General features: G+C 60.8%; 18 protein-coding genes. 13 read left to right on the forward strand and 5 right to left on the reverse strand.

Annotated features, from left to right (window positions below; translation table 11 throughout):
* Positions 1-17: 17 nt before the first annotated feature.
* Positions 18-251 carry a DUF4170 domain-containing protein gene (locus tag AAC850_RS06005; protein WP_340587774.1) on the forward strand — a complete coding sequence of 78 codons (234 nt, stop codon included), beginning with the start codon at positions 18-20 and terminating at the stop codon, positions 249-251.
* A gap of 68 nt (positions 252-319) precedes the next feature.
* Here the strand turns inward: AAC850_RS06005 and greA are convergent, their stop codons facing one another.
* The 4 genes from greA to carA form a co-directional block, all read right to left on the reverse strand.
* Entirely contained in the window at positions 320-787 is a 468-nt protein-coding gene (gene greA / locus AAC850_RS06010) for a transcription elongation factor GreA (protein WP_340587775.1), read from the reverse strand.
* A gap of 103 nt (positions 788-890) precedes the next feature.
* A complete protein-coding gene (gene carB / locus AAC850_RS06015; RefSeq protein WP_340587776.1) occupies positions 891-4,214 on the reverse strand; it encodes a carbamoyl-phosphate synthase large subunit in 3,324 nt (1,107 codons plus the stop codon).
* Complete coding sequence (locus AAC850_RS06020) at positions 4,214-4,663, reverse strand: hypothetical protein (RefSeq protein ID WP_340587777.1); 450 nt, start codon at positions 4,661-4,663, stop codon at positions 4,214-4,216. The genes carB and AAC850_RS06020 overlap by 1 nt, the downstream gene beginning before the upstream one ends.
* Positions 4,660-5,841, reverse strand: a complete 1,182-nt coding sequence (carA, locus tag AAC850_RS06025; protein WP_340587778.1) for a glutamine-hydrolyzing carbamoyl-phosphate synthase small subunit — start codon at positions 5,839-5,841, stop codon at positions 4,660-4,662. The genes AAC850_RS06020 and carA overlap by 4 nt, the downstream gene beginning before the upstream one ends.
* A 151-nt stretch (positions 5,842-5,992) precedes the next feature.
* Between carA and AAC850_RS06030 the strand changes: the two genes are divergently transcribed.
* The 12 genes from AAC850_RS06030 (at position 5,993) to rpsD (ending at position 16,714) form a co-directional block, all read left to right on the forward strand.
* Positions 5,993-6,445: a GatB/YqeY domain-containing protein gene (locus tag AAC850_RS06030; RefSeq protein WP_340587779.1), complete on the forward strand. Its 453-nt coding sequence runs from the start codon at positions 5,993-5,995 to the stop codon at positions 6,443-6,445.
* Positions 6,442-7,137 (forward strand): hypothetical protein, encoded by a 696-nt coding sequence (locus tag AAC850_RS06035; protein WP_340587780.1) that lies wholly within the window; start codon positions 6,442-6,444, stop codon positions 7,135-7,137. Before AAC850_RS06030 ends, AAC850_RS06035 begins: the two co-directional genes overlap by 4 nt.
* A 106-nt stretch (positions 7,138-7,243) precedes the next feature.
* Positions 7,244-7,972 carry a hypothetical protein gene (locus AAC850_RS06040; protein WP_340587781.1) on the forward strand — a complete coding sequence of 243 codons (729 nt, stop codon included), beginning with the start codon at positions 7,244-7,246 and terminating at the stop codon, positions 7,970-7,972.
* A 31-nt stretch (positions 7,973-8,003) separates the two neighbouring features.
* Positions 8,004-9,893 (forward strand): DNA primase, encoded by a 1,890-nt coding sequence (dnaG, locus tag AAC850_RS06045; RefSeq protein ID WP_340587782.1) that lies wholly within the window; start codon positions 8,004-8,006, stop codon positions 9,891-9,893.
* Between the two features lie 9 nt (positions 9,894-9,902).
* Entirely contained in the window at positions 9,903-11,927 is a 2,025-nt protein-coding gene (rpoD, locus tag AAC850_RS06050; RefSeq protein WP_340587783.1) for an RNA polymerase sigma factor RpoD, read from the forward strand.
* A 90-nt stretch (positions 11,928-12,017) separates the two neighbouring features.
* Positions 12,018-12,647: an AAA family ATPase gene (locus tag AAC850_RS06055; RefSeq protein WP_340587784.1), complete on the forward strand. Its 630-nt coding sequence runs from the start codon at positions 12,018-12,020 to the stop codon at positions 12,645-12,647.
* Between the two features lie 79 nt (positions 12,648-12,726).
* Positions 12,727-13,164 (forward strand): ribose 5-phosphate isomerase B, encoded by a 438-nt coding sequence (gene rpiB, locus AAC850_RS06060; RefSeq protein WP_340587785.1) that lies wholly within the window; start codon positions 12,727-12,729, stop codon positions 13,162-13,164.
* A 1-nt stretch (position 13,165) separates the two neighbouring features.
* Positions 13,166-14,482, forward strand: coding sequence for a serine hydroxymethyltransferase (gene glyA / locus AAC850_RS06065; protein WP_340587786.1), 1,317 nt, complete (start codon positions 13,166-13,168; stop codon positions 14,480-14,482).
* A gap of 4 nt (positions 14,483-14,486) precedes the next feature.
* On the forward strand, positions 14,487-14,717 hold the full coding sequence (locus AAC850_RS06070; protein ID WP_340587787.1) for a hypothetical protein: 231 nt from the start codon (positions 14,487-14,489) through the stop codon (positions 14,715-14,717).
* Positions 14,718-14,723: 6 nt separating this feature from the next.
* Complete coding sequence (gene nrdR / locus AAC850_RS06075) at positions 14,724-15,206, forward strand: transcriptional regulator NrdR (RefSeq protein WP_340587788.1); 483 nt, start codon at positions 14,724-14,726, stop codon at positions 15,204-15,206.
* The gene (locus AAC850_RS06080; RefSeq protein WP_340587789.1) at positions 15,207-15,929 is read left to right on the forward strand and encodes an RNA methyltransferase; all 723 of its coding nucleotides are present in this window, start codon (positions 15,207-15,209) and stop codon (positions 15,927-15,929) included.
* Between the two features lie 170 nt (positions 15,930-16,099).
* Complete coding sequence (rpsD, locus tag AAC850_RS06085; RefSeq protein WP_340587790.1) at positions 16,100-16,714, forward strand: 30S ribosomal protein S4; 615 nt, start codon at positions 16,100-16,102, stop codon at positions 16,712-16,714.
* 75 nt (positions 16,715-16,789) lie between these two features.
* Here rpsD and AAC850_RS06090 read toward each other — a convergent pair whose 3' ends face one another.
* Positions 16,790-17,092, reverse strand: coding sequence for a chorismate mutase (locus tag AAC850_RS06090; protein ID WP_340587791.1), 303 nt, complete (start codon positions 17,090-17,092; stop codon positions 16,790-16,792).
* Between the last annotated feature and the right edge of the window lie 6 nt (positions 17,093-17,098).

Genomic DNA, 17,098 nt, shown 5'->3' on the forward strand with positions numbered 1-17,098 from the left:
TATCAGGGGAAACCGTCATGTCCGAACAACCACAGCTCCTTCACCTCGTCATGGGTGGCCGGGTCACCGACCCACGCGGTACCGAATTTCAGGATCTGAAGGACATCCACGTTGTCGGCTTCTTCCCCAACTTCGAGGAAGCGGAAGACGCATGGCGCGGTTGGGCGCAGCGCACGGTAGATGATGCGGAAATGAAGTACGTAATCGTCCACCTGCACAAGCTGCTGGAACCGGACCTGCCCGGGAAATAGTCCCGCCGGTCGGCCAAACAAAAAGCCCCGCTTCGGCGGGGCTTTTCGTGTCGGCTGTCAGCGCTAGATCAGATGAATTCGATCTTCTTGATCAGGTAGAACTTCTCACCCGAAGGTACGGTGACCTCGACCTCGTCACCCACGCTCTTGCCGATCAGCGCACGTGCCAGCGGGCTTTCGTAGGAGACGCGGCCGATCTTGGCATCACTCTCCGCCTGGCCGACGATCTGGTATTTGAGCGGCTTGTCGTCCTCGTCCAGCACGGTGACAGTGGCGCCGAACACGACGCGATCGCCCGAAAGCGATGCCGGATCGATGATCTGCGCGCGGCTGGTCTTGTCTTCCAGATCGGCAATCTGGGCTTCAACCTGACCCTGACGTTCCTTGGCGGCGTGATATTCGGCATTTTCCGAAAGGTCGCCATGGGCGCGAGCTTCCTCGATCGCGTCAACGATCTTGGGCCGCTCGTCACGCAATGCCTTGAGGTCTGCGGTCAGTTTTTCGTAGCCTTCCGCGAGCATCGGCACTTTTTGCATGTTATTCCCTGTCTTCGTCTGTTTCAGCCGTCAAAACGACCCTGCCCCGCCCTGCTGGGCGGATGGCGCGGACCAAAATGACGGGGAAATTGGTGTCTATTCTTTAGCTATAATAGTCCTGCAGGCTGCGAACTGCAAGATCACTGGTCGAAACTGACACAATTGCGTTCGCTACGGCAGTCGAAGCAGCGGCTGTCGTATAGTAGGGAACTTTCATTTCCAGCGCCGATGCCCGGATCGATTGACTGTCCTTGTGGCTCTGCCAACCCTCGGTCGTATTGAACACCAGCGCGATCTCGCCGTCGCTGATCTTGTCGACGATATGCGGGCGCCCTTCGGCCACCTTGTTGACGCGTTCGACCGGCAGACCCTGCTCAAACAGATATTGCTGCGTGCCACCTGTCGCCACGACGGTGAAGCCATGTTCGACCAATTGGCGGACCGGCTCCACGATCTGGGCCTTGTCGCTATCCTTGACCGACACGAACAGCGCACCGCTTTCGGGCAGGTTCGATCCCTCCGCGATCTGTGCCTTGATGAATGCAGTGGGGAAGTCCTTGTCGATCCCCATGACCTCGCCCGTGCTCTTCATTTCCGGCGTCAGCACGGGGTCGGAGCCGGGGAAGCGTGCGAAGGGGAATACGGCTTCCTTCACCGCGACATAATCCATCTCCCGGCGGACCTTGGGCAGGTCTGCCAGCATTTCGCCCGCCATGACCCGAGCCGCGATCTTGGCGATCTGCGAGCCGGTTGCCTTGGCAACGAATGGCACCGTGCGGCTGGCGCGCGGATTAACCTCGATCAGGTAGACTTCGCCATCCTTCACCGCGAATTGCACGTTCATCAGGCCTCGCACCTTGAGTGCGCGGGCCAGTTCCTCGCCCTGCCGTTCGAGCTCGGCGATGATGTCGTCGGGCAGACTGTAGGGTGGGAGCGAGCAGGCGCTGTCGCCCGAGTGGACGCCAGCCTCTTCGATATGCTGCATGACGCCGGCAACGACAACGTCCACGCCATCGCAGAGAACGTCGACATCGCACTCGATGGCATCGCGCAGATACTGGTCGACCAGCACGGGGCTGTCACCCGATACGTTCACGGCTGTCGCGATGTAGTCATCTAGCTGCGCATCGGAATCGACGATTTCCATCGCCCGTCCGCCGAGCACGTAGCTCGGTCGCAGCAACACCGGGTACCCGATGCGATGCGCAACAGCCATCGCCTCGTCACGGCTGTAGGCGATGCCGTTATCGGGCTGCTTGAGCTTGAGCTTGTTGACCAGCTTGGCGAAGCGTTCGCGATCTTCGGCGAGGTCGATTGCGTCGGGGCTGGTGCCGAGGATCGGGATGCCCGCCTCTTCCAGCGCGCCCGCCAGCTTGAGCGGAGTCTGCCCGCCGAACTGCACAATCACGCCCTTCAACGTACCCTTGCTGTGCTCAACCCGCAGGATTTCGAGAACGTCCTCTGCGGTGAGCGGCTCGAAATAAAGCCGGTCAGAGGTGTCGTAATCGGTCGAAACCGTCTCCGGATTGCAGTTGATCATGATCGTCTCGTATCCGGCCGCCGAAAGCGCGAAGCAGGCGTGGACGCAGCAATAATCGAACTCGATGCCCTGCCCGATGCGGTTGGGACCGCCACCCAGGATGACGACCTTTTCGCGTTCGGAGGGCCAGGCCTCGTTCTCGGCCTCACCGAAGCTGGGAGCCTCGTAGGTAGAGTACATATAGGGCGTGATCGCCTCGAACTCGGCGGCGCAGCTGTCGATGCGCTTGTATACTGGCAGCACGCCCAACTTCTGGCGCAGCTGGCGCACTTCGGCCTCGCTGGTAGCACCGGCCATAGCGCGCAAAGCATCGTGGAGCAGGCCCGAACGCTTGGCCTGTGTCTCTCCTAGGCCGCCGGCAACGCCGACCGAACGCACCGCCAATGTAGCTAGGCGCTTGTCGGAGAACCCCATGGCTTTCAGGCGACGCAAGGATTCTGCATCATTGGGCAAGCCTTCCTGCCCGATCATGCTTTCTTCGTAGATGATTTCCTCGATATGGCGCAGGAACCACGGGTCGTAATGCGTGATCGTGTGGATTTCCTCGACCGTGAAGCCCTCACGGAAAGCCTGCGCGATGTTGAGGATGCGGTCAGGCGTGGCGCGGCTGAGCGCGGCAACAACGGCCTCCCTTGTGGCACCTTCCAATTCGGTGACGCGGTTGAACCCGTCGAGATCGGTTTCGAGACCGCGGAGCGCCTTCTGCATCGATTCCTTGAAGTTGCGGCCGATCGCCATGACTTCGCCGACCGATTTCATCGCGGTGGAAAGTAGATTGTCCGCACCCTTGAACTTCTCGAAAGCGAAGCGCGGGATCTTGGTGACAACATAATCGAGAGTGGGTTCGAAACTGGCGGGCGTTGCGCCGGTAATTTCGTTGGTAATCTCGTCCAGAGTGTAGCCCACTGCCAGCTTCGCCGCGACGCGCGCGATGGGGAAGCCTGTAGCCTTGGATGCCAGCGCAGATGAGCGCGAGACACGCGGGTTCATCTCGATCACGATGAGGCGGCCATCCTTGGGATTGACTGCGAACTGTACGTTCGAACCCCCTGTTTCCACGCCAATTTCGCGCAAGCACGCGATACTGGCGTTGCGCATGATCTGGTATTCCTTGTCGGTCAGCGTCAGCGCCGGTGCGACGGTGATGGAATCGCCGGTATGCACGCCCATCGGATCGACATTTTCAATCGAGCAGACGATGATGCAATTGTCCGCCTTGTCGCGGACGACTTCCATCTCGTATTCCTTCCAGCCGAGCAGCGATTCCTCGATCAGGACCTCTGTCGTGGGGCTGGCGTCGAGGCCGCTTTTGACGATCTTCTCGAATTCGGCCTTGTTGTAGGCGATGCCGCCGCCGGTGCCGCCCATGGTGAAGCTGGGGCGGATGATGGCGGGCAGGCCGGTGCGCTCGAGTATCTCCAGCGCCTCGTCCAGATTGTGCGCGGTGCCGCTGCGTGCGCTTTCGAGGCCGATCTTGTCCATCGCATCGCGGAACCGCATGCGGTTTTCGGCCTTGTCGATCACATCGGCCTTGGCCCCGATCATCTCGACGCCGTATTTTTCCAGAGTGCCATCGGCGTCCAGCGCAAGCGCGCAGTTGAGCGCGGTCTGCCCGCCCATGGTGGGCAGCAGCGCATCGGGCCGTTCTTTGGCGATGATCTTGGCGACGATATCGGGGGTGATCGGCTCAACATAGGTCGCGTCCGCCATGTCCGGATCGGTCATGATCGTGGCCGGATTGGAATTCACCAGAATGACGCGATAGCCATCCTCGCGCAGAGCCTTGATGGCCTGCGTGCCGGAATAATCGAACTCGCAAGCCTGGCCGATGATGATCGGACCAGCACCAATGACGAGGATGGAGGAGATGTCAGTGCGTTTGGGCATTATTCGCTTTCTGGCAAGATGGTTTCGCCACTGACAGCGGCAAAATTCGGGACACGAGAGACGTAGAAATCGTCTTCAGAACTTGATTGGAAACAAGCGATTGCGTCACTGTCATTCCAATCCGAACTTCGCTCTGTAAACAAATCTGAATTTTCGGATGGAACAGTAACGTAGGCAATATGACTACCGACCTCAGTCCAATAGGCACCTAAACAACCCGCAGCAGCAAACCAGAACGTTCGATCACCTCGGCCTTCGAACATTGCGCCAGTCTGTTCTTCATGAAGATTCGCCGGAGAAAATCGAAGGCCTTCACTTCTAAACATTTTAAGCATGATCTCTGCTTCTTCTTCTAGTGTCGGATTATCGACAGAGATCTCGTCTGACTGCTTAGGGTTTGCTTCACAACCTGCAACCATCGCAAGAGACAGAAGCGCGATTGTTCTCACCCCAGCATCCCCACAAACTTTTCGAACAGGTAGAAGCTATCCTGCGGCCCCGGTGACGCTTCCGGGTGATACTGCACGCCGAACGCCTTCTTGCCGCTGATCGCGATACCGCAGTTCGAGCCATCGAACAGCGACACATGCGTTTGCTCCACGCCGTCGGGCAAAGTGTCGCCATCGACTGCGAAACCGTGGTTCATGCTGGTGATCTCGACGAGTCCGGTGGTGTCGCCCCAGCCCTCTCCCACACGCTGGACCGGATGGTTCGCGCCGCGGTGGCCCTGGTGCATCTTGGTGGTCTTCGCGCCCGCTGCCAGCGCCAGCATCTGGTGGCCGAGGCAGATGCCGAACAGCGGCACGTCCTTGTCCAGCAGCGCCTTGATCACCGGCACCGCATATTCCCCCGTCGCCGCCGGATCGCCGGGGCCGTTGGAAAGGAATACGCCATCGGGCGAAAGCGCCATGATTTCGTCCAGCGAGGCCTTCGCCGGAACCACCGTCACCCGCGCACCCGCTCTTACGAGGTTGCGGAAGATGTTGTCCTTCGCGCCGTAGTCGATAGCCACAACATGCGGCTTGGCATCGCGTGCTGCGCGGCCATAGCCGTGACCCAGCCGCCAGTACCCGCCTTCCCAGTCCTGCCGTTCCTCGCGGGTAACGCGCATGGCGAGGTCCATGCCTTCCAGACCGGGCCATTCCTGCGCGCGCTGCAGCAGGGCATCGATGTCGAACTCACCCGAAGGCTCATGCGCGATTACCGCATTGGGGGCGCCCGACATGCGGATGCGGCGGGTCAGTGCGCGGGTATCGACGCCCGACAGGCCGATCTTGCCGTGTTCCTTCATCCACGCCTCGAACTCGCCATCGCTACGGAAGTTGGAGTGGCGCGTCACATCTTCGCGTACGACGCAGCCGACCGCGCTTTCCACCGCGCTCTCCACATCCTCGGCATTGGCGCCGACATTGCCGATATGCGGGAAGGTAAAGGTGACGATTTGCGCCGCGTAGGAGGGATCGGTCATCACCTCCTGATAGCCCGTCATCGCGGTGTTGAAGCAGACTTCGCCCACTGCAGAACCGCTCGCCCCGAAGCCCCTGCCCCAGACAATTGTGCCATCGGCAAGGACGAGGACTCCCGTCGCCCCTTTAGGTTGCGCGTGCGAAGAAGCGAGAAAGGCCATGGAGGCTCCCGTGAATCAGTGGACCGGCGATGTGTGCTAAGTCCCATCGGCTAGATACCGGACACCCCTGCGTCAAGCACAAGACTTGGCTTTATTTCGCTTGCGCCTAAGTAGGGCCGACTCATCCACAGGAAAGACTGCGAGAACCGCCATGTTGCGCGACACGATCAAGACCGAAACCGTCACCGCCATGAAGGCAGGCGACAAGCCGCGCGTTGCCGCGCTGCGCCTGATCTCCGCCAAGGTGAAGGACCGCGACATCGAACAGCGCACCAAGGGAGATGCTGGCGATGATGACGCGATGGTGATCGACGTCTTGCAGAAAATGGCCAAACAGCGCCGCGAATCGATCCAGATGTACGAAGACGGTGGCCGCACCGAACTCGCCGAACAGGAAAAGGGTGAACTGGCAGTGATCCAGGAATTCCTGCCCAAGCAGATGGACGAGGCCGAAACCAAGGCCGCGATCGAATCGATCAAGGCAGAACTCGGCGCCGATGGCATGAAGGACATGGGCCGCGTGATGGGCGAACTGAAGAATCGCCACGGGACCGAACTCGACATGGGCCGCGCGAGCGGCTGGGTGAAGGACTCGCTTTCGTGAGACTGATTGCCCTCTCGCTCCCTTTGCTGGCGCTCGCAGCATGCAGCGCCGAACCGCAGCCCGAGCCGACGCCCGAGGCCTCGCCGACCGTATCCGGCCTGCGCACGCTGGTCGCGGCGGGCTTCCGCGAAATGGCGCTGGGCGCGAAGATCGAGGGACCGCAAGGGCCGGAGGTTTCGGACACGCTGATGTTCGAAGGGCGCACGATTGCGGAAATGGTCTCCTATGTCGCCTGCCCCGCAGTCGCGCTTGAGAGCGAAACCGACATTCCTGCGCAGCCCGAACCTGCTTGCGACCCGGCAACTCAGCCAGAGGGCGCGCTTTACACATATGTCCACCGCATAACGCCCGGCGAAGGCGCGGACGGCCCCGTGTTATCCTTCCGCACTGCGCGGCCTGCCACCGGCTTTGCCAATGTCATCGGTTTCGACCGCGAACAGGCTGCGGCGGCACTGGGCGAAGATTATGCCATCGGGGTATCGATGGACAACGGCGCGCTCGTCTGGCGTATCGAAAAAGGCGATGGCTGGGACGCGGGCGAGGAAATCACCCTGTTCTGGCAGAGCACTCTGCCGCCCGATGGTCCGTCCGATGTCTACGAAGTCGAAACCAACGAAGGACGCGCGATGGCAACAGGTCCCTTCCCGCCCGAGGAAGCGCCCGATTCCCGGTCCGGGAAGCCGCCAGAGTAAAACCGGCATTAACCGTCAAAATGGGTCAGCATCGGAACCGCGCCATGCGCTGGGCGGTTTTCGGGGCAAGGCTTCGCGCGAATTCGCGCATTTACGGAGAATTGCCATGAAGACCGCCCTGTTCGCCCTGCCCACCCTCGCCATCGCGCTGGCCGCCTGCTCAGCCGAACCGGCGGAGGATATCGACGATATGGACATGGCCGGTGAAGATGAGGAACTGGAAGTCGCCATCGAGCGGCGCGAGGCTGGCGACTTCATGGATCTGGAACTCGGCGCGAAAATTGTCGGGCCGCAAGGGCCGGAAGTGAAAGGCCGCCTGACGAATGCTGAAGGCGCCTTCGCTGACATTACCTCCTATGTTGCGTGTCCGGCGGGCATGGACCCGTGCGATCCTGCGACCGCGCCCGAAGGCACGATCTATACCTATGTCCACATCGTCTATCCGGGCGAGGACAACGATCCATCAACGGGCAGCGGTACGGGCAATGATGCCTCCAACGTCGAGACAACCGAGGCTTTCCGCATGACCATGCCGAGCCACGGTTTCACCGGCGTTGCGGGCTTCTCCAAGGCAGAGGCCCGCGCCGCGATCGGTGCGCCTTCGGATATCGTCCTCACTTGCCACGAAAACGGCCTGTCATGGAGCATCGAGGAAGGCGAAGGCGGCGACCAGTGGGGACAGGGTGAGCCGATCACCTTCTACTGGCAGTCCGTCCTTCCACCCGCCGGTCCGTCCGACGCCTATGAGGTTTTCGCCAACTACACAGCCGCCAGTGGTCCCGGACCATATCCTGCAGCAGACGAAACGGTGACAAACGTCTGCTCTGCGGGTTGAAGAAAGCACGCGCCACGCGCTAGACGAGCGCATGGCGCTGTCACCCCAATGGCTGGATGAGTTGAAGTCGCGGATCACGTTGTCCACGCTGATCCAACGCACAACCAAACTGCAGCGCGCAGGGCGGGAGTGGAAGGCGTGCTGCCCGTTCCATAGCGAAAATACGCCCAGCTTCACCGTCAACGACCAGAAGGGCTTCTACCACTGCTTCGGGTGCCAGGCGCATGGCGGCGCGATCGACTGGATGATGGAACAGCGGGGACTGGAATTCATGGACGCGGTGAAGGAGCTTGCCTCCGAAGCCGGAATGGAAGTCCCCGCTCCCGATCCGCGCGCGGCACAGGCGGCGGAAAAACGCGCCAGCCTTCATGACGTCATGGCTGCAGCGCAGGACTGGTTCGTCGCAAGGCTACGATCCGACGAAGGCGTCGGCGTGCGCGAATATCTTGGGCGGCGCGGACTATCCCAACGCGTGATCGAGCAATTCGGCTTCGGTTACGCTCCCGATGACAAGCAGGCACTCAAGAAGGCACTCAGCCAGTTTGACGAGAGCATGTTGGTCGAAGCTGGCCTGCTGATCAGTGTCGAGGACAAACTGCCCTATTCGCGCTTCAGGGGCCGGGTCATGCTGCCGATCCAGGACCAGCGCGGCCGTGTGATCGCTTTTGGTGGACGCATCCTGGAGAACCGCGAGGGCGTCGCCAAATATCTCAACAGCCCCGACACTCCTTTGTTCGACAAGGGTCGCACACTCTACAACATCCACCGCGCCGGACCGGCAAGCCGCAAGGTCGACCGGGTTATCGCGGTCGAGGGCTATATGGACGTGATCGCGCTGGCACAGGCTGGGTTCGAGGATGCGGTTGCCCCGATGGGCACTGCGCTCACCGAACAGCAGATCGAACTGCTTTGGCGCATGGCGGACAAGCCGGTGGTGTGTTTCGATGGAGACGCTGCCGGCACCCGTGCCGCCATGCGTGCAGCCGAGCGGACACTACCAATGCTGCGCCCCGGCCATTCGCTGCAAATCGTGCAATTGCCCGCCGGCATGGACCCGGATGACCTCGTGAAGCGTGACGGGCCGCAGGCGATGGAAAGGTTGCTGGCCAGCCCCAAATCTCTGCTCGGCCTGATCTGGGATCGTGAGCACTCCGCGCAGCCGCTCAATTCGCCCGAAGACAAGGCCGGACTGAAGGCACGCCTGCTCGACCATGTCGACGCAATCGAGCATCCCGACATCAAATCGCTCTACCGCCGCGAATTGCTGGAGCGATACGGGAGTTTTGCCTTCCCCAAGCGCGAATTTCGCCCGCAGGCCCAGCGCGGCAAATTTCAGCCCGGCAGAGCGGAACCCCAGCGCGCGCCTCCCCATGTTGCAGATCGCCTCCGCCGCGCAGCGGGCGGTGCTTTCCGCGACATGTTGACCCAAGCAGTGCTTGCCGGACTGCAACGCTATCCCGGCGAAGTGCATCGCCATGCAGATAGTTTGCTGCGCTTGTCCGATAGTGACCCGCAAGTCGCACAGGTTGTGGATTATTTGCTCGACAACGCACAACTACTTGAAGCAGGCGAGGAACCGCCCATATCGCCATCAGGCATCCTGCCGCCGCCGCCGGATAACACCCGTTTCACCTTCCTCGTTGAAGGTTCCGATCCAGGCGCCGCGAGGGAGGATTTGGCCGAAGCCGTTTCAATGCTGGTCGAAAGGCCGGCACTCGATGCGGCAATAGCCGCTGCAACACAGCGATTCGCATCCGACCCGGAAGGGGCTTTCGAGGAGCAGCAGAGGCTGCGCAAACGAAAGCTGGAAATCAGCGAGCGTCTGGGGCAAATGGCAAGAAAACGGGCTGCCTCGGCAGCTGAAGAGGATTATCCGTCCGACGTGGCCGATGTCACAGCGGATGAACAGGAAACGGACTGACACCTTCACATGGCTTCCAAAGCAAAGAGTTCCAAGCCCGCCGAAGACGCGCCGCTGATCGACCTCAACGAGGCATCGATCAAGAAGATGATCGCGAAGGCAAAGCGCAAGGGCTACGTCACCTATGACGAATTGAATGCCGCGCTGCCCTCCGATCAGATGAGCGCCGACCAGATCGAGGACATCCAGACCGCGATCAGCGACATGGGCGTGCAGATCGTCGAAAGTGACGAAGAAGCGCAGGAAGATGATGACGGTCCGGAGGAAATCGCTCCGACCGGCTCAGAATCGCAGGCGCAGGACAAGCAGAACGTCCCCGAGAAGAAAAAGTCGACTGCGGGTGAAGGCCGCACCGATGATCCGGTGCGCATGTACCTGCGCGAAATGGGCGCGGTCGAACTGCTAAGCCGCGAAGGCGAAATCGCAATCGCCAAGCGTATCGAAGCCGGTCGCGACACGATGATCATGGGCCTGTGCGAAAGCCCGATCACCTTCCACGCGATCATCATGTGGTCCGAAGCCCTCAATAACGAGGAAATGCAGCTGCGCGAGATCCTCGATCTCGACGCCATGCTTTCCAAGGAACCTCCCGTCGACAAGATGGAAGAGGAAAACGAGGACGACGACGGCGAGATCTCCGAAGAGACCGCCGGCCCCACCATCCGAGATGATGACGAGGATGATGACGACGACGATTCCGAAGACGGTGACGACGAGGACGGCGAAGGCTCGGGCCGCAAGCGCGACGAGGACGAGGAAGAGGACAACACCATGTCCCTCGCCCAGATGGAAGCCGCGCTCAAGCCGGACGCGCTCGAACGCTTTGCCCGCATCACCGACCTGTTCAAGAAGTTCGAAAAGCTTCAGCGCGAACGTGTCGATGTGCTGGCGGCAGGGGACGCTTTCTCCACCGCCAAGGAAAACCGCTACGAATCGCTGCGCGAAGAGCTGACCGCCGAGGTCGAATCGGTGCAGTTCCACGCGACCAAGATCGAGTATCTGGTCGATAACCTCTATGCCTTTAATCGCCGCCTGACCGCACTGGGTGGCCAGATGCTGCGCCTTGCCGAACGGCACAAGGTGAAGCGGATGGATTTCCTGCAGGCCTATGTTGGCAACGAGCTTGACGAAACCTGGCTCGCCGAAAAGTCCAAGAAGGACAAGAAGTGGGCGGCTTTCGCCGATAAGGAAGCCGATGCGGTCGAACGCATCCGTGCCGAAATCGCCGATATTGCCAGCCAGACCGGCATGAGCCTGTCCGAACTTCGCCGTATCGTGAACATGGTGCAGAAGGGCGAACGCGAAGCGCGTATCGCGAAGAAGGAAATGGTCGAGGCGAACCTGCGTCTCGTGATTTCGATCGCCAAGAAATACACTAACCGCGGCCTGCAGTTCCTCGATCTCATTCAGGAAGGCAACATCGGTCTGATGAAGGCGGTCGACAAGTTCGAATACCGCCGTGGCTACAAGTTCAGTACCTATGCAACGTGGTGGATCAGGCAGGCGATCACCCGCTCGATTGCCGACCAGGCACGCACGATCCGTATCCCGGTCCACATGATCGAGACGATCAACAAGCTGGTCCGCACAAGCCGCCAGTTCCTGCACGAACAGGGCCGCGAACCTACGCCTGAAGAAATGGCCGAGCGCCTTTCCATGCCGCTCGAAAAAGTGCGCAAGGTGATGAAGATCGCCAAGGAACCGATCAGCCTCGAAACGCCCATTGGCGACGAGGAAGATTCGCACCTGGGCGATTTCATCGAGGACAAGAACGCCATCATCCCCGTGGATGCGGCGATCCAGGCGAACCTCAAGGAAACTGTCACTCGCGTACTGGCCTCGCTTACCCCGCGTGAAGAACGCGTGCTGCGCATGCGCTTCGGCATCGGCATGAACACCGATCACACGCTCGAAGAAGTTGGGCAGCAGTTCAGTGTGACACGCGAACGTATCCGGCAGATCGAGGCAAAGGCGCTGCGCAAGCTCAAGCACCCGAGCCGTTCACGCAAGATGCGCTCGTTCCTGGATCAGTAATTTTCGGCGGTACGCGGCTAACAAGGCCGCGACCGTTAATTGGTACGTAGCGGACGAGGATGTGACCTGATTTTTTAGGGAGGTCGATCCATGCCTGTTATAGCAATTGTCAGTCAGAAGGGCGGGTCGGGCAAGACCACGCTCGCGCTCCATCTTGCCACCCGCGCCGTAGAGGCGAAGCATCCCGCCTGCGTCATCGATACCGATCCGCAAGCCACGGCCGCTGCCTGGGGCGACTGGCGTGGCGATTTCCTGCCGCCGGTCGTGACCAGCCCTCCGGCCCGCCTCAGCCGAACGATAGACAACGCTGCGAAGGAAGGCATCGGCCTGTGTGTCATCGACACGCCGCCCCATGCAGAGGCAGCCATGCGCGAGGCAATCAAGGTGGCCGACATCGTCCTTATGCCCACGCGGCCGCGCGCGTTCGATCTCCACGCGCTGGAGCCCATCGCAGACATGTTGCAAATGCACGACAAGAAGGCCTTTGTCGTCCTCAATGCGGTTCCATCGGGGGCAGTCAGGCAAATCGCAGAGGCACAGGAAGCGGCCAAGGCATTGGGCCTCAAGACCTGCCCCGTAACCTTCGGCGAGCGCGCAGACTTTCACCGATCTTCCGCGCGCGGCGAAACCGCGGCTGAAATCGATTCTCGTGGCAAGGCTGCGCAAGAGGTTTCCAGCCTGTGGAAGTGGGTCGCCAGGCATCTCGAAATCAAGGCCTGATCGCAGCAGTCGGGAAAAGCTGTCGAATGGCCCTATTGCGGGGTGGCGACTCGTGCTGCGAGTGCTTATGTGACCCACCATGCGTATCGCGATTGCATCAGACCACGCTGCGACCGACCTAAAGGCCGAGTTGCGCGAATGGCTCATCGAAGAAGGTCACGACGTGGCCGATCTTGGCCCCGAACCCGGCGAAAGCGTCGATTATCCCGATTATGGCTACAAGCTGGCCGAAGTCGTGGCTGACGGCACGGCAGAGCGCGGCGTTGCCCTGTGCGGTAGCGGGATCGGCATTTCCATGGCGGTAAACCGCAATCCGGCAGTGCGTTGCGCGCTGGTTTCCGAGCCGCTTTCCGCAGCCCTTGCACGCGAACATAATGACGCGAATGTCCTTGCGATGGGCGCGCGGCTGACCGGCGGAGAGATGGCCAAGGCCTGCCTCGACGCCTTCCTGAAAACCGATTTTGCAGGCGGCCGCCACCAGCGCCGCGTCGACAAGCTCAACACACAAGGTTCCTGACATGAGCACCGCTCCCGCAACCACCGGCACGTCCGACGCGCTGCAGCGTTTCTGGCATGACGATCTGGCCACCGCCGATCCCGAAGTCCACGCCGCCATAGAGAACGAATTGCAGCGTCAGCAGGACGGTATCGAGTTGATTGCCAGCGAGAATACCGCCAGCACAGCCGTGCTGGAAGCGGCGGGCAGCGTCTTCACCAACAAGTATGCCGAAGGCTATCCAGGCAAGCGCTATTATGGCGGTTGCGAGTTTGCCGACGTCATCGAAACACTGGCAATAGAGCGTGCCAAGCAATTGTTTGGATGCGATTTTGCCAATGTGCAGCCCAATTCGGGCAGCCAGATGAACCAAGAGGTTTTCCTCGCGCTTCTGCAGCCAGGTGATACCTTCATGGGACTCGACCTGAACTCGGGCGGACACCTGACGCATGGCTCGCCGGTCAATATGTCGGGCAAGTGGTTCAACCCGGTCGCCTATGGCGTGCGCAAGGATGACGAACGCATCGACATGGATGAAGTCATGGCGATTGCGAAAGAGCACAAGCCCAAGCTCATCATCGCAGGCGGCACAGCCTACTCGCGCATTTGGAACTGGGAAGCCTTCCGCAAGGTGGCCGACGAGGTTGGCGCATACCTGATGGTCGACATGAGCCATATCGCTGGTCTGGTTGCAGGCGGAGCGCACCCCTCGCCCTTCCCCCATGCCCATGTTGTCACGACGACCACACACAAGAGCCTTCGCGGCCCGCGTTCGGGCGTGATCCTGTGGAATGACGAAGATCTGACCAAGCCCATAAACATGGCCGTCTTCCCTGGAATGCAGGGCGGACCGCTCATGCATATCGTTGCCGCCAAGGCGGTCGCCTTTGCAGAAGCACTGCGGCCTGATTTCAGCGATTATGCACACCGGGTAGTCGAAAATGCCCGCGCTCTGGCCGCCAGCCTTGAAGAACAAGGACTGCGCATCGTGTCGGGCGGGACTGACAACCACTCCATGCTGGTCGATCTCACGCCGATGGACGTGACCGGCAAGGCTGCCGAAAAGGGTCTCGATCGCGCGCTGCTCACCTGCAACAAGAACGGCATCCCGTTCGATACGCGCAGCCCGTTCGTAACGAGTGGTATTCGCCTTGGCACTCCGGCTGGCACGACCCGTGGATTCGGCGTGGACGAATTCCGCAAGATCGGTGTTATGATTGCCGATGTCGTCGGCGCCATGAGTCGCAATGGCGACGATGGGGACGCCCAGGTGGAAGAACGCGTACGCCGCGAAGTGGCCGAGCTGTGCGCCGCCTTCCCCGTATATCCCGGAAGGTAATTCGATGAACGATCCGCAGAAGAACGACAAAGATATCGACCGCCGCATTCTTGTGGACGCTGTCGATGAGGCCAAGGCGATGGGCCGCGAAGGAATGGCGCATCCGTCAACCAAGCCGGTGCTCATTGGCACTGGCGTCGGCATTCTTGCTGGCGCACTTTTGCCCATTGTCGGACCGGTGGTCGGCGGGGTCGCTGGGGCTGGTTTCATGCTGTACAAGCGTATCCGTCCGTAACGACAGATGAGATGCCCCTTCTGCGCGCATGACGACAGCCAGGTTAAGGACTCGCGCCCTACCGAAGACAACACCGCCATCCGACGCCGTCGCCAGTGCGAAGGCTGCGGTGCGCGTTTCACCACGTTCGAGCGGGTTCAGTTGCGCGATGTCATGATCGTCAAATCCGGCGGCAAGGACGGCGAAACGCGCCGTGAGGCGTTTGACCGTGGCAAGCTTGAACAGTCGGTCGCTCTCGCCTGTCGTAAGCGCGGTATCGAGCAGGAGCGTATCGACCAGCTCATTTCCGGCATCCAGCGGCAGGTTGAAACTGCAGGCGAAAGCGAAATTCCCGCAAGTCGCATCGGCGAAATGGTCATGGACGGGCTGCGCCAGCTCGACAGCGTAGCCTACATCCGCTTCGCCAGCGTCTATCGCGACTTCAGCGAAGCCAAGGATTTCGAGGAGTTCGCGAGCACCGTACAGCAGGCCGGATCGGCGGGCGAATAGGTGGCTAAGGCCGAAACACCTGTCATCGTGCTGGTGCGCCCGCAATTGGGCGAGAATATCGGCAAGGCCGCCCGCGCCATGCTCAATTTCGGGCTTGCCGAGATGCGGCTGGTCGCACCCCGCGATGGCTGGCCCAATCCCTCAGCCGGACCCGCTGCCTCCGGTGCGGATATCGTGCTTGAGAATGCGCAGGTTTATGACACCACAGCAGAGGCGGTGGCGGATTGCGCGCATGTTTACGCCACGACAGTCCGCAAGCGCGGAGTGACCAAGCCCGTCTTCACGCCGGAACAGGCCGCGCGCGCAGTGCCAGCGCGAGCGGGTCGCAGTGCTTTCCTGTTCGGCCCGGAACGCTCGGGTCTTGAAACCGATGATGTCGCATTGGCCCGGGCCATTGTGACTGCACCGATCAATCCCGAATTCGGCTCGCTAAATCTGGCGCAAGCTGTGATCCTTGTGGCTTACGAGCTTTCCAAGCACTCTGATCTGGCAGTTCCGACGCAGGAAGATCTGTTGCCGCCTGCCCCGCAGGAGGAGCTGGAAGGGCTGATAGGCCATCTCGATCGAATGCTGGAGCCCAAGGGCTATTACTTTCCGGAGGACCGCCGTGATGCGACGCGGCGCACCTTGCGAGGAGTTCTGACAAAGCCGGGATGGAACCATCTCGAGGTTCGAACACTGCGCGGCGTTCTTTCAACCTTGGGCAAGAGGGATCGCGACTAGCGCTTTCCCTCCTTGACTTTACGCCCCGCGCAGCTACATGCGCGCCTTCGCTGAAATTGGCCCCGCACCCCGGTGAAGCGGTGGCCACGTCATTCAAATCGGAATGGCGGTGCGATGCCGGGTTAAACGGCCACCGCTGGGGTGGTCCTGCAATTAGAAGGAAGCGACTTATGTCGAAGCGCACACGCGCCAAGCACAAACTCGACCGCCGGATGGGCGAAAACATCTGGGGTCGTCCCAATTCTCCGGTCAACAAGCGTTCGTACGGCCCCGGCCAGCACGGCCAGCGTCGCAAGGGCAAGGTTTCGGACTTCGGTCTGCAGCTGCGCGCCAAGCAGAAGCTGAAAGGCTATTACGGCGACGTCACGGAAAAGCAGTTCAAGGCGACCTACAAGGACGCGAGCCGCATGAAGGGTGACACCGGCATGAACCTGATCGGCCTGCTCGAGCGTCGTCTCGACATGATCGTGTACCGCGCCAAGTTCGCACCGACCATCTTCGCTGCCCGCCAGATCGTCAGCCACGGGCACATCAAGGTCAATGGCGTGAAGTGCAACATCGCGAGCCGTCGTTGCGACGTTGGCGACGTGATCTCGCTGGGTGACAAGGCCAAGGAAATGGCCCTCGTCATCGAAGCGCAGAGCCTGCCCGAACGTGAAATTCCCGATTATGTCGCGCCCGACGGCAACGACGCGGTGAGCTTCACCCGCGTTCCTTCGCTCGACGAAGTGCCTTATCCGGTACAGATGGAACCGAACCTGGTTGTCGAGTTCTACTCGCGCTAAGTCCGGCAACATTGCCAGATACAAAAAGGGCGGTCCTTGCGGGCCGCCCTTTTTCGTTTCCAGCTGGATCTAGAGCTAGTCGCGAATGCGGTCCCATTCGACGAATTCATAGGCAATCGAGCCTTCGACAAGCCGCTCCCAGATATCGCCGATGACGTGGCCCGGAATTCCGCACCGCTCGGCCTCGGCCACGGCGGCGGCGATTACTGAAGCTTTGCGCTCCTCGTCGCGCACCGTGTCACGGCTCTGCTTGATGCGAGCGGCAGCGCGCATATAGCCGAAGCGCCGCTCCAGCAACGCGACCAGCTCGCGATCGGTCGCGTCCACCCCTTCGCGCACTTCGGGCATGGTGGAGCAGTCGTCGGGAAGTTTGGGCATTGTGGG

Origin of the sequence: Erythrobacter alti (assembly GCF_037996805.1) — a bacterium.
Lineage (GTDB): Bacteria > Pseudomonadota > Alphaproteobacteria > Sphingomonadales > Sphingomonadaceae > Alteraurantiacibacter > Alteraurantiacibacter alti.